The 12,744-nt window shown below is 66.0% G+C and carries 12 protein-coding genes and 2 riboswitches; of the genes, 5 read left to right on the top strand and 7 right to left on the bottom strand.

What is annotated here, in order from left to right:
* Positions 1-33 precede the first annotated feature (33 nt).
* A complete protein-coding gene (locus ACZYRS_RS29450) occupies positions 34-1,311 on the top strand; it encodes an FIST signal transduction protein (RefSeq protein WP_463422042.1) in 1,278 nt (425 codons plus the stop codon).
* A gap of 10 nt (positions 1,312-1,321) precedes the next feature.
* Here ACZYRS_RS29450 and ACZYRS_RS29445 read toward each other — a convergent pair whose 3' ends face one another.
* Positions 1,322-2,623 carry a D-amino acid dehydrogenase gene (locus ACZYRS_RS29445; RefSeq protein WP_198786368.1) on the bottom strand — a complete coding sequence of 434 codons (1,302 nt, stop codon included), beginning with the start codon at positions 2,621-2,623 and terminating at the stop codon, positions 1,322-1,324.
* A 98-nt stretch (positions 2,624-2,721) separates the two neighbouring features.
* Positions 2,722-2,840, bottom strand: a riboswitch (glycine riboswitch).
* Between the two features lie 11 nt (positions 2,841-2,851).
* Positions 2,852-2,944: riboswitch (glycine riboswitch) on the bottom strand.
* Positions 2,945-3,061: 117 nt separating this feature from the next.
* Between ACZYRS_RS29445 and rfbB the strand changes: the two genes are divergently transcribed.
* Genes rfbB through rfbC form a run of 4 tightly spaced genes read left to right on the top strand, consistent with a single transcriptional unit; the run spans position 3,062 to position 6,531 of the window.
* The gene (gene rfbB / locus ACZYRS_RS29440) at positions 3,062-4,159 is read left to right on the top strand and encodes a dTDP-glucose 4,6-dehydratase (RefSeq protein WP_463422041.1); all 1,098 of its coding nucleotides are present in this window, start codon (positions 3,062-3,064) and stop codon (positions 4,157-4,159) included.
* Entirely contained in the window at positions 4,156-5,046 is an 891-nt protein-coding gene (gene rfbD, locus ACZYRS_RS29435; protein WP_463422040.1) for a dTDP-4-dehydrorhamnose reductase, read from the top strand. Before rfbB ends, rfbD begins: the two co-directional genes overlap by 4 nt.
* Before the next feature lie 43 nt (positions 5,047-5,089).
* Entirely contained in the window at positions 5,090-5,986 is an 897-nt protein-coding gene (rfbA, locus tag ACZYRS_RS29430; protein ID WP_463422039.1) for a glucose-1-phosphate thymidylyltransferase RfbA, read from the top strand.
* On the top strand, positions 5,983-6,531 hold the full coding sequence (rfbC, locus tag ACZYRS_RS29425; protein WP_463422038.1) for a dTDP-4-dehydrorhamnose 3,5-epimerase: 549 nt from the start codon (positions 5,983-5,985) through the stop codon (positions 6,529-6,531). The genes rfbA and rfbC overlap by 4 nt, the downstream gene beginning before the upstream one ends.
* Positions 6,532-6,535: 4 nt before the next feature.
* On the opposite strand, the gene ACZYRS_RS29420 is transcribed toward rfbC, so the two are convergent.
* Genes ACZYRS_RS29420 through ACZYRS_RS29395 form a run of 6 tightly spaced genes read right to left on the bottom strand, consistent with a single transcriptional unit; the run spans position 6,536 to position 12,725 of the window.
* On the bottom strand, positions 6,536-7,561 hold the full coding sequence (locus ACZYRS_RS29420) for a glycosyltransferase family 2 protein (protein ID WP_463422037.1): 1,026 nt from the start codon (positions 7,559-7,561) through the stop codon (positions 6,536-6,538).
* A complete protein-coding gene (locus ACZYRS_RS29415; protein ID WP_463422036.1) occupies positions 7,558-7,935 on the bottom strand; it encodes a GtrA family protein in 378 nt (125 codons plus the stop codon). The genes ACZYRS_RS29420 and ACZYRS_RS29415 overlap by 4 nt, the downstream gene beginning before the upstream one ends.
* Positions 7,936-7,940: 5 nt before the next feature.
* Complete coding sequence (locus ACZYRS_RS29410) at positions 7,941-10,028, bottom strand: hypothetical protein (RefSeq protein WP_463422035.1); 2,088 nt, start codon at positions 10,026-10,028, stop codon at positions 7,941-7,943.
* Complete coding sequence (locus ACZYRS_RS29405) at positions 10,025-10,414, bottom strand: GtrA family protein (protein WP_463422034.1); 390 nt, start codon at positions 10,412-10,414, stop codon at positions 10,025-10,027. Before ACZYRS_RS29405 ends, ACZYRS_RS29410 begins: the two co-directional genes overlap by 4 nt.
* Positions 10,415-10,424: 10 nt before the next feature.
* Positions 10,425-11,789 (bottom strand): NAD(P)/FAD-dependent oxidoreductase, encoded by a 1,365-nt coding sequence (locus ACZYRS_RS29400; RefSeq protein ID WP_463422033.1) that lies wholly within the window; start codon positions 11,787-11,789, stop codon positions 10,425-10,427.
* Complete coding sequence (locus ACZYRS_RS29395) at positions 11,790-12,725, bottom strand: NAD-dependent epimerase/dehydratase family protein (RefSeq protein ID WP_463422032.1); 936 nt, start codon at positions 12,723-12,725, stop codon at positions 11,790-11,792.
* Between the last annotated feature and the right edge of the window lie 19 nt (positions 12,726-12,744).

Raw genomic sequence — 12,744 nt, 5'->3', positions numbered from 1 at the left:
TCCACTTTTGAAGAGAACGGGTTGGCACGCATCATGAAGTTGTTTCCCACGGGTCATGCCACCCATCCGCAATGGCGCATGGCGGCCGGCCTCGTGCTGGCCCAGTTGCGCGCGCAAATGGCCTTGCCCGACTACGCGTCGTCGCCCACGCTCGGGCTCCTCTACATCACCGACCACTACGCGGCCGAGGCGCAGGAGATCCTGGATCACCTCGGCGCCGAGCTGCCCGAGGTGACCGACTGGTCGGGCACCGTGGGCATCGGCGTCTCGGCCAACAACGCCGAGTACTTCGACGAGCCCGGCATGAGCCTCATGCTCTGCGCGCTGCCCAGCGACCAGTACCGCGTGTTCTCGGGCGTGGCGCCGCTGGGCAATTCGGAGATGAGCGGGTTCGAGGCGCACACCGCGCTCGTGCACGCCGACCCCGCGACGCCCGATCTCACCGAGCTGATCGGCGAGATGGCCGGCCGCGTCGACACCGGCTACCTCTTCGGCGGCCTCTCGTCGGGCCGCGGCGGCGCGCTGCAGTTCGCGGTCGGCGGCAACGGCAACATCCGCGGGCACGGCGCTGCGGGCGGCGTGTTCTCGGGGGGCCTGTCGGGCGTGGTGTTCGGCGAGGGCGTGCGGCTGGTGTCGCGCGTCACGCAGGGCTGCCAGCCGCTGCGCTCGGGCGTGCGCGAGCGCGAGATCACCGAGGCCGACGGCAACCTCTTGCTCAAGCTGGACGGCGAGCCCGCGCTGGACGTGCTGCTGGCCGACCTGCAGGTGTCGCTCGAACGCCCGCAGGAGGCCATCGACGCGGTGCGCAACACGCTGGTCGGCCTGGCCGACGCGGGCAGCGACGGCGTGCGCCGCACCGGTGACCTGGGCGCCGACGTGCTGGTGCGCCACATCATCGGCCTGGACCCGACGCGCCGCGGCATCGCGATCGCCGACACGGCCGAGGCCGGCATGCGGCTGACCTTCTGCCGCCGCAACGCGCAGGCTGCGCGCGCGGACCTGATGCGCATCTGCGCGGAGATCCGCGAAGAGCTGGAGCCCGAAGAGCAGACGCTGGCCACCGCCCGCGCCGTCGCCGCCGGCGAAGCCGAAGCAGCGCCGCACCCGGCGCGCCGCATCGCGGGCGCGGTGTACGTGAGCTGCTCGGGCCGTGGCGGCCCGCACTTCGGCGCACCGGGCGCCGAGCTGCAGATCGTGCGCCACGCGCTGGGCGATGTGCCGCTGGTCGGCTTCTTCGCCGCGGGCGAAATCGCCCGGCACCACCTGTATGGCTACACCGGTGTGTTGACGGTGTTCACCAGCAAGGATTGACGGGCCGCGGTCAGGCCGGCTGCAGCACGCGCGGCTGCGGCGCCGGCATGCCGGTGAACGCAAAGTCCACCTCCGGCACGAGCCCGCTCACGATCCGCGCGATCGACTTGCCCGAGCCGCACGCGTGCGTCCAGCCGAGCGTGCCGTGGCCGGTGTTCAGGTACAGGTTCGGCAGCTTGGTCTTGCCGATCATCGGCACGTTGCTCGGGGTCGCGGGGCGAAGGCCCGTCCAGAACTGGGCTTGCGTGGTGTCGCCGGCGCCGGGGAAGAGCTCCTCGACGCGGCGCACGATGGCTTCGCAGCGCACGCGGTTCAGGTCGCGGTCGTAGCCGTTGAGTTCGGCCGTGCCGGCGATGCGGAGGCGGTCACCCGACTCCGATGTGTAGCGCGAGAACACGAGCTTGAATTCGTCATCGGTCAGCGAGACCTGGTGCGCCTTCGACGCGTCCTTCACGGGCAGCGTCACCGAATAGCCCTTGGCCGGATAGATCGGCAGGCGGATGCCCAGCGGCGCCGCGTACAGCGGGCTGAGCGATCCCATCGCCAGCACGAAGGCATCGCCGCGGATGCGCTGAAAGCGCCCTTCGCTGTCGGTCGCCTCGACGTGGTCGATGCTGCCGCCGGCTTCGCGCAGCGCGGTCACCGTGTGGCTCATGAGGAACTTCACGCCGGCCGCGGCCGCGAGGCCGACCAGCTCGCGCGCGAAGCGGTTGGCGTCGCCGGATTCGTCTTCGGCCGTGTAGGTGGCGCCGGCCAGCTGGGGGCGGATGTGGGCGAGCGCGGGCTCGATCTTCACGGCCTCGTCGGCCGAGATCACCAGCCGTTCGCAGCCGAGAGCGCGCATCTGCTCGGCCGGCTTGAGCGCGCCGTCGAACTCCTTTTGCGTCGTATAGAAATGCAGGATGCCCTGCGTGCGCTGGTCGTAACTCAGGCCCGTGTCGCGGCGCAGTTGCTGCAGCGTGTCGCGGCTGTAGGTGCCCAGGCGCACGATCTGTTCGATGTTGTGCCTGGTGCGCGCCGGCGTGCATTCGCGCAAAAACTGCAGGCCCCAGAGCCACTGGCGCATGTCGGCGCGGATGCGAAAGAGCAGCGGGGCGTCTTCCTTGCCGAGCCACTGCAGCACCTTGAGCGGCGCGCTGGGGTTGGCCCAGGGCTCGGCGTGGCTGACTGATATTTGCCCGCCATTGGCGAAGCTGGTTTCGGCGGCCGGGGTGGCCTGCCGGTCGATCACGGTCACTTCGTGGCCGAGTTGCTGGAGGTAATAAGCCGAAGTCACGCCGAGCAGGCCGGCGCCAAGAACGATCACGCGCATTGCAGGTACCTTTGAGGTGCAGCGCTTGAATGGCGGGCAAGATGCTGTTGGGTGCTATTGGTTCAATAGCAAGCAACCGGACGTCCGCCGTCCAAGTTGCCGCTCCCCCTGTCCTCGGTACCTGAGAGATTCACCTCTGTTGCACCTTGCAACGGGTTTGCTCCTTCGGTGCATCGCGACACCTTTGCGGGTGCGATGGCTCTCCAGACGGCGTTCGATGTGATGCAGTACTGACCCCCTGTTCGGGCCGACCTGAGCGTTTATGGGAGTTTGCGCCTTCGGTAGGGCCACCGGGGTGGCCCGCTCTCCTGCAGTGGGGCGATTGTAGGTGGGGCTTTCGAGGGCACCAAGCCTGGATTTCGGCCCTGCGGGCCAGTGGGATAATCTTCTATTCACATTCGCCGAGGGCGATCGTTCAGACAAACAACAGGGAATCCCATGATCCTGGTAACCGGCGGCGCCGGCTTCATTGGCGCCAACTTCGTGCTCGACTGGATTGCGCAAGGCAACGAGCCGGTCGTGAACCTCGACAAACTGACCTACGCGGGCAACCTGGAGACGCTCGCGTCGCTCAAGGACAACCCCAGCCACATCTTCGTGCAGGGCGACATCGGCGACAGCGCACTGCTCGATCGCCTGCTGGCCGAACACAAGCCGCGCGCCGTCGTGAACTTCGCGGCCGAATCGCATGTCGACCGCTCGATCCACGGCCCTGAAGACTTCGTGCAGACCAACGTGCTCGGCACCTTCCGCCTGCTCGAATCGGTGCGCGGTTACTGGAGCGCGCTGCCGGCCGACCAGAAGGCCGCCTTCCGCTTCCTGCATGTGTCGACCGACGAGGTCTACGGCTCGCTCTCCAAGACCGACCCGGCCTTCACCGAAGAGAACAAGTACGAGCCCAACAGCCCGTACTCGGCCAGCAAGGCCGCCAGCGACCACCTCGTGCGCGCCTGGCACCACACCTACGGCCTGCCAGTGGTCACCACCAACTGCTCGAACAACTACGGGCCGTTCCATTTCCCCGAGAAACTCATCCCGTTGATGATCGTCAACGCGCTCGCAGGCAAGCCGCTGCCCGTGTACGGCGACGGCATGCAGGTGCGCGACTGGCTCTATGTGAAGGACCACTGCAGCGCCATCCGCCGCGTGCTCGAAGCGGGCAGGCTCGGCGAGACCTACAACGTGGGTGGCTGGAACGAGAAGCCCAACATCGAGATCGTCAACACCGTCTGCGCGCTCCTCGACGAGCTGAGCCCCAAGGCCGACGGCAAGCCGTACAAGGAACAGATCACCTACGTCACCGACCGCCCCGGCCACGACCGCCGCTACGCCATCGACGCGCGCAAGCTCGAGCGCGAACTCGGCTGGAAGCCCGCAGAGACCTTCGACAGCGGCATCCGCAAGACCGTCGAGTGGTACCTCGCGAACGGCGAGTGGGTGCGCAACGTGCAAAGCGGCGCGTACCGCGAGTGGGTCGAAAAGCAATACGACGCCGCACCGGCCGGAACTGCCGGATCTGCGAAAGCCACCGCATGAAGCTGCTGCTGCTGGGCAAGGGCGGACAGGTCGGCTGGGAACTGCAGCGCAGCCTCGCGCCCCTGGGTGAACTGGTCGCGCTCGATTTCGACAGCACCGACTTCCACGCCGACTTCAGCCGCCCCGAGCAGCTGGCCGAAACGGTGCTGAAGGTGCACCCGGACGTCATCGTCAATGCCGCCGCGCACACCGCGGTCGACAAGGCCGAGAGCGAGCCCGACTTTGCCCGCAAGCTCAACGCCACCTCGCCCGGCGTGGTGGCCGAAGCGGCGCAGCAGATCGGCGCGCTGATGGTCCATTACTCGACCGACTACGTCTTCGATGGCAGCGGCAGCGAGCCCTGGAAAGAAGACGATGCCACGGGCCCGCTCAGCGTCTACGGCAGCACCAAGCTCGAAGGCGAGCAGCTGGTGGCGCAGCACTGCGCCAAGCACCTGATCTTTCGCACCAGCTGGGTCTACGCCGCGCGCGGCGGCAACTTCGCCAAGACCATGCTGCGCATCGCCAAGGAGCGCGACAAGCTCACCGTCATCGACGACCAGTTCGGCGCGCCCACCGGCGCGGAACTGCTGGCCGACATCACCGCGCACGCCATTCGCGCGACGCTGCAGGACCCGGCGAAGGCCGGGCTCTATCACGCGGTGGCCGGTGGCGTGACCACGTGGCACGGCTATGCGCGCTTCGTGATCGAGCAGGCCAAGGCCGCGGGCGTCGAACTCAAGGCCGGCCCCGAAGCGGTCGAGCCCGTGCCCACCACCGCATTCCCGACGCCCGCGACGCGCCCGCACAACTCGCGACTGGACACCAGCAAGCTGCAATCGACCTTCGGCCTCGTGCTGCCCGAATGGCAGTCCGGCGTCGCCCGCATGTTGCGCGAGACCTTCTGAGCGCAGCGCAAGACCCGAGCAAGACAAGAGACACGAACATCCCATGACCAAGACGACGCAACGCAAGGGCATCATCCTCGCCGGCGGCTCGGGCACCCGCCTGCACCCCGCGACGCTCGCCATGAGCAAGCAGCTGCTGCCGGTGTACGACAAGCCGATGATCTATTACCCGCTGAGCACGCTGATGCTGGGCGGCATGCGCGACATCCTGATCATCAGCACGCCGCAGGACACGCCGCGCTTCCAGCAACTGCTGGGCGATGGCAGCCAGTGGGGCATCAACCTGCAGTACGCAGTGCAGCCGAGCCCGGACGGGCTGGCGCAGGCGTTCATCATCGGGGACAAGTTCGTGGGGAATGACCCGAGCGCGTTGGTGCTGGGGGACAACATTTTTTATGGGCATGACCTTGCCCATCTGCTGGCCGATGCGGATGCCAAGACGTCGGGCGCGACGGTGTTCGCGTACCACGTGCAGGACCCGGAGCGCTATGGCGTGGTGGCGTTCGATGCCAAGGGCAAGGCCAGCAGCATCGAAGAAAAGCCATTGAAGCCGAAGAGCAACTACGCGGTGACTGGGCTTTACTTCTACGACAACCAGGTCGTCGATATCGCCAAGGCCGTGAAGCCGAGTCCGCGCGGCGAACTTGAAATCACGGCGGTCAACCAGGCGTACCTGGATCTCGACCAGTTGAACGTGCAGATCATGCAGCGCGGCTATGCATGGCTCGATACCGGCACGCACGACAGCCTGCTGGAAGCAGGGCAATTCATCGCCACGCTGGAGCATCGGCAGGGTCTGAAGATCGCGTGTCCCGAAGAGATCGCTTGGCGCAATGGCTTCATCACGACCGAGCAGCTCACCAAGCTCGCCGCACCGCTGGAGAAGAGCGGCTACGGCAAGTACCTCAAGCACCTGCTGAACGACGAGGTGCGCTCATGAAAGCCACGCCTACTGCGATCCCTGAGGTGATCGTGATCGAGCCGAAGGTGTTCGGCGATGCACGGGGCTTCTTCTTCGAGAGTTTCAACCAGAAGGCCTTCGACGAGGCCGTCGGCAAGCACGTTGACTTCGTGCAGGACAACCATTCGCGCTCAGTCAAAGGCGTGCTGCGCGGGCTGCACTACCAGATCCAGCAACCACAAGGCAAGCTCGTGCGGGTGGTGCGCGGTGCGGTGTTCGACGTGGCCGTCGACATCCGCAAGTCGTCGCCGACCTTCGGCCAATGGGTGGGTGTCGAGCTGAACGAAGACAACCACAAGCAGCTCTGGGTGCCGGCCGGATTCGCGCACGGCTTCCTGGTATTGAGCGAGACCGCGGAATTCCTCTACAAGACCACCGACTACTACGCGCCTACCCACGAGCGCGCCATTGTCTGGAACGACCCGCAGCTGGCCATTGAATGGCCCGCGACCGGCGTCGAGCCGCAGTTGTCGGGCAAGGACGCCGCGGCGTCGCTGCTGGCGAACGCCGCGCTGTTCGACTGATCGATCAATGCGGCGCCTGCGGGCGCTGCGCCTGCTGCGCACCGTCCAGCGGCGGCAACTGCAGGTGCAATGCCTGCGTCGGCTGGCCCGACACGTCGTAGTTGAGCCAGGACAGCAGCAGCTGGAATCCCAGGATGATCGGCAGGGCCGATGCCATCACCGTGCCCGCGGAGGCCACGCCGCCGCTGATGCGGTTCGACAGCAGATGCTCGGCGCCGTAGATGATGCCGAACGCCAGCAGCGGCACTGCGAACAGGAGTTCGAGCGAGGCGAGCGAAAAATCCGAGACGAAGTAACGGTAGAGCACGCGCTTGAAGAAGTTGCGCGTGTTGCCCTTGAGGAATGGCGCGATCACCTTCATCGGGCTCAGGCTCGAGGGCTCGCCATCGTAGGCCGCCTTCATCGGCATCTCGGAGACGACCGCCCGCAGCAGGTTCAGCCGGAACAGCATGTCGGACTCGAAGAAGTAGCGCTTCGCGATCTTTTCGGTGTCCAGTTCGGCCAGCACCCGCGTGTGGATCGCGGTATACCCGTTGGTCGGATCGAACAGCTGCCAGTACCCGCTCGACGCCTTGGTGATGAACGAGAGCGCGACGTTGCCGATCAGGCGAAGCGGCGGCATTGCGGCGACCCCGCCGGCGATGTGGAACCGGTTGCCCTTCACGTAGTCCGCCTGCCCCGAAAGGATCGGGCTGCACAACTGCGGGATGCGCTCCGGCGCCATCTGCCCGTCGCCGTCGATCTTGACGATGACCGAGGCCTCCGTCTTCAGGGCCGCGTTGTAGCCCGTGATCACGGCGCCGCCCACGCCCTGGTTCTCGGCGTGGAAGAGAACGGTGACCCGCGGATCGGTGCTGTGTTCGAGCACCGTCCGGCCGGTCTGGACCGGGCAGCAGTCGTCGACGACGAAGATCCAGCCGACCTCCGGCCCGACGCGCTGGATGACTTCCAGCGCCAGTTCGCCCGACCGGTAGCACGGGATGACGACCGCGATGGCGCGCGAGGGGGCGATGTTCGGTGTTGGCGTCATCGGTAAACCCAGGTCTTTGAAATGAAGAACGAGACGAAGGCCAGCACGAGTTCGACGCCGAGCTTGGCCGCCAGCAATCGATGGTCCGAGACGTGGTGGCTCGCCAGCGTGACCAGCTCGGAGCTCACGAAGGTCAGGGCCAGCCATAGGACCAGCAGCCTGACGAAGCTCTTCTTTGAGGTCGATGCGGTGTTGTCGGGCTGCCTGAACGTGATTGCACCGTTCAGCGCGAACCCCAGCAGAAGCGCGAGAAACCGCGAGATCGCGTTCGCGATCCACGGCGTGACCGACAGCTTGAGCAGCAGGTAGAAGATGATCGTGTCGGCGACGAGCTGCGTCACGCCGATCACGCCGAAGAGGACCAGTTGCCGCATGGCTTTCAGAACAGTCGGAGCCGGGCACTCAGGTCCCGGGTCTTGTACAGCGTATCGCCGGTCGCCGGCGGCTGCGGCTTGCACAGGCAATAGAGCGTATGGGTCGGGCCCACCAGCTCCGGCACCGCCTCGGCAAGCAGCACGGCGTTCAGCGCGGGTCGAGCGGCCGGATCGTTCTTCGCGAGCACGAAGCCGATGCCGTTGAGCGAAAGCAGCTGCTTCCAGCGTTCGCCGGTGAGATCAGCGTCCGCCTCGGTGCCCGCCGTCGAAAAGTAGGTGTCGTACCAGCTCTGCGCGAAGGCGCGGCCCGCGAACGGCGCCGTGAAGGGGCGCTCCTTGTCGGCAAGGAAGACGGCCTTGGCGTCGGGATTCTTCAGCAGGTGTGCAGCGGCGACAGCCTCGAAGGCAAAGGTTCGCAGAATCTGCTCGTTCGCGTCCCCCTTCGACTTCTTGACCAGGGAACGCAACTGCGCATGAAGCAGCCCCTCCCGGGGCAGGTAGATCGATGCCGGAATGAGCACCAGGTTGGCGGCAACCAGGAGGACGATGGCGCCCTCCGCAACCTTCGGCGCCACGTATCTGTGGACGGCGAACAGCGCGATCGGAATCGAGACGACCAGCAAGGGCGCGATGTAGCGCAGGTACTGGATCGCCGCGAACATGCCCACCAGCGCGAGCAGCAGCCAGAGCGTCGTGCGGCGCAGCGCCGGAAGGGCCAGCGTCGCGAGCAACGGGACACTCAGCGCCAGTACCGAAAGCCCCGCACCGCCGGCCTCGACCTCCTGGTACTTTTGCGTCGCGAACGTGAGGTCCCATACGCTGCGCCAACTCAAGCCTTGCGACCAGCGCATGTCGTGGAAATTCGTGGCCGGGAAGAACGGCGACTTGAAATAGGCGTTCAGCAGAGGCAGCAGCGGATTGCCGGTGAGAACCCAGGCATAGACGTAGCTCGAACTGCCGAAGACGAGTGCGATGGCCACAGCGATCAGCAGCTTGCGCGGCTCGGCCCTGAGGAACGCGGGCGCACAGACAAGAACCAGGGGCGCTATCACCAGGGCTTGCGACGCCTTCAGCGCGGCGAACAGCCCGGCCAGGATCACGAGCGCGTAGATCGCGTTCGCGTCCTTGTCCCTGCAGATCCGCACGCAGAGGATGGCCAGCGCCAGCGTGAGGGGAACGAGTTCGTTCTCCACCTGCGCGGTTCCGAAGAGGCCGCTGATGTAGGGCTGGCTCGCATAGAGGGCAATGCCCAGCCACTTCCACTTGTCGTTCAGGCCGATGAGCGCGCCGAACCGCCACAGCGCACAGCAGGCGAGCCAGAACCATCCGACGTTGACGGCGCCGCGGGATTCCGTGTTGGCCAGCACGCTCACCACGCCATGGACGATGTCGGAGGCCCACGGTGCGACCGCCCAGACCTGCGTGGCCACGTCGAAGCGGTAGAAGCCCAGGTGGATCAACTGCGCCGGCAGCATCGAGTGATAGGCGAGGTCGTCGAAAAAGACGTTCGGCCGCCAGGCGACGGACAGCGACGCGATGGCGACGACTAGGGCAAGACCTGTCGCGGTCTTCGATCCAGTGAGGGCCTGGACGCAGCCGCGCCATGTCACGACCACCACCTCGCGCGCCGCGTCGCGCTCCAGCCAGAGCAGCCCCGCCAGCAGGACCGTGTAGACGAAGCGCGTGTGGATCTTGTAAGGAAGCGTCCAGCCGACGAGGCCCGTCAGAACGAAGATGCCGATGAACGTGGCGAGGAGCAAGTCGTCCACGCCGAAGCGCCGCGCGATCCTTCGTCCCACGACGGCGGAAGCCAGAAAGAAGGCGGGCACCGCGACGACCGCAGACAGCTCGAAGAACTGGACGGACAGGATGGCGAACAGCGCCAGCAAAAGCGCGGCGGGGTTCGCGCGCCGCCATGCGCCTAGGATGGCCACGCCCGCGAGCGCTACTGCAAACAGCACATACGGCTTGGCGTTCGCCACCGTCTGGACGGAGGGAATCTCGGACGCCACGAGTCCGGCGATCAGGCCGAGGAAGACTCCGACGCAGGCAACGGTCGGCCAGAGGGAGCGCCGGGCATTGCCGAGGTTCATTTGAACGTCAGCATCCGGTGCCCGAAGTAGCTCGTGACCGCTGGCACCAACACCCCCACGAGGTGCGCGATGGCTTCGGCATGGTTCACGACGCCGAAGGCCGGGAACACCCAATGCACCAGCACCAGGCTGATGGCGAGCGTCTGCAGCACTGCGAAGACATTCACCACGACGAACTTCGCGACCTGCGCGCGCAGGTCGCCGGCCTTGGCGTCGAAGACGTGGTGCCGCATGAGCGCGAACGCGACGATCATGCCCACCAGGTAGGCCAGCACGATCGCCGTGCTGTAGCTCAGCCAGATGCTGAAGACGAAGCGCGATCCGTAGTTGGCCGCCGCCGCGATGCCGCCGGCGACCAGGAAGCGCAGGAACTGGGGAATCACCACGTCAGGCTTCTCACGCGGCGTGGGCGGTCTGCAGCGTGTCGAGGGCCGCGGAGGTCGCCAGCTGGCGGCCGAATCCGATGCTCTCCGAAATGCCGCGGTCCTCGGGATAGTAGTACGACGTGTCGGCCACCCACAGGCCCTTGACCGGCAGCGCGGCCGGCGGCAGGTGGTCGAGATAGCCGGGGTCGCAGATCGGCTGCGCGTAGCGGTAGCGGCTCGCGCGCATGTCGACGAAATCGTCCACCGCGAGGCTCGGGTTGATCTTCATGCAGTAGGCGCGCACCTTGGCCAGGAACACCTCGTCGGCGTCCTGGAACTTGGGGTGTTCGCCCGGCATGTAGAACGGCACGTACAGCACGTGCGGGCTCAGGGGCCGCAGGTTGCTGTATTCCACGAGGCCCGGGATGTCCATTTCGGGGTCGTTGATGTTGAGCCAGAAATTCTCGGTCAGCGGCTTGCGCAGCTTGGCGATCACGCAGACCACCGCGATGTTCTTGAGGGCCGCGAAGGACGCAAGCACATCGGGCGGCAGGTCGGGCATGAGGCGCGGCACGTAAGGCAGCGGCACCGTGCTGATCACCTTGTCGAAGGCTTCCATGCCGGCCGCGGTTTGCACGCCCTTGACCACGCCCGCTTCGATCACGACCTTGGAGGCCGGCGACGACAGGCGGATCTCGCCGCCCTTGCTTTCGATGGCGTTCTTCATCGCATCGAGCAGCGTCTGCGAGCCGCCTTCCAGGTAGCCCAGCTTTTCCTTGAAGAGGCTGTAGCGCGAGCGCCCGATGCGCCGGATGCGGCTCCAGATCCAGGCGGCCGAGAGGTTCGAACTGTAGTCGTAGAACTTGTAGTCGAAGAGGCGCCGCCAGAGCACCTCGTAGGCCTCGGCGCCGACCCAGCGCTTGATCCACTGCGTGGCGTCCTGGCGGTCCAGCGGCTTCCAGTCGTTGCGCTTGGTGGAGAGAAAGGCGTGCAGGCCGTAGCGGAACTTGGCAACGAGGCCCAGGCCCTTGAAGCGCAGCAGCGCCACTGGGTTGCCCCAGGCCTGCAGGCGGTTCTGGTACCAGTAGCCCATCTTCGTGGCGACCCAGTTCATCTTGGAGCCCAGGCCCAACTCGTCCAGCACCTGCAGGAAGGCCGCGTCGGAGATGCAATGGAAGTGGTAGTAGCGCTCGATCTTCAATCCGCTGAAGTCGAACGCGGCCGTCATGCCACCCACGCGGTCGTCGGCCTCGAAGACCACGGGGCGATGGCCTTCGAGCGTCAGTTGATACGCCACCGCCAGGCCCATGGGCCCGGCGCCGAGCACCGCGATGCGCTGGGACGGCGTGGCTGAAGTCGGGGTGGTCGTGGAGATCGAAGTGGAAGGCGCCGTCATTCAGAACTCCAATGCAACCTGGCTGTAGACCGGGTGGTTGAAGGTTTCCTCGATCGCCTCGGCGAAGGGCGTGCTGCGCACGCCGAAGATGCCGGGCCAGTCGATGACCTCGAATTCGTCGCGCGCCACCAGCGCCTGCAGCTGCTGCGTGGTGAAGGGCGGGTTGCGGTCGAAGAGCGACCACACCCACAGCAGCGCATAGAAGAGGCCGTAGGGGATCTTCACGATGTGCGCCCTGGCCTTCGTCACGCGCTTGATCTCGCGAATGATGTCGATGTAGTCGACCTGCTCATGACCCGTGATGTTGAAGATGCCGGTGCGCACGTCGTTCTCGATGCAGCTGATGATCACGTTGCAGAAGTCGCCCACGTACAGCGGCTGGCGCATGAACTTGCCGTTGCCGGGAATCGGGAACACGGGCATGCGCGCCATGAAGCGCGACAGCCAGCCCAGGTGCTTGCGGTCGAACCAGCCGAACATCAGCGTGGGGCGCAGGATCGGGCATTCGATGCCGCTCTCGCGCACGATGCGCTCCTGCTCCTTCTTGCTGCGCGTGTAGAAATCGTCCGCCACCGACTCCACCACCGACGAGCTGATGTGGACCAGCTGGGGAATCCTGTTCTTGCGGATTGCTTGGAGGATGAGCTCGGTCGAGGACACGTTGTTGTCCTCGAACTCCTTGTAGTCGATGCCGCCGATCTGGGCCTGCAGCATGACGACGGTGTGCGCGCCTTCGAAGTGCCGTTGCCAGGCGCCGGGCTGGGCGAGGTCGGCATGTTCCACGGTGATGCCGTCCTGCGTCTTGCGCAGAACGGCGAGGTTGTGCTCGTGCTTGTCGAGCACGACGATGTCCGTGTAGCCGCGGGCGCGCAGCCGCGCCACCAGGTTCTGGCCCACGAGGCCGGCGCCGCCGGGCAGTACGATTTTCTTGTTCATGCGTTTTGCGTGATTTGTC

It is taken from the genome of Variovorax sp. AC194 (genome assembly GCF_979257995.1).
The sequence above is the reverse complement of the archived record's forward strand: the minus strand, read 5'-3'. Positions and strand labels throughout refer to the sequence as shown.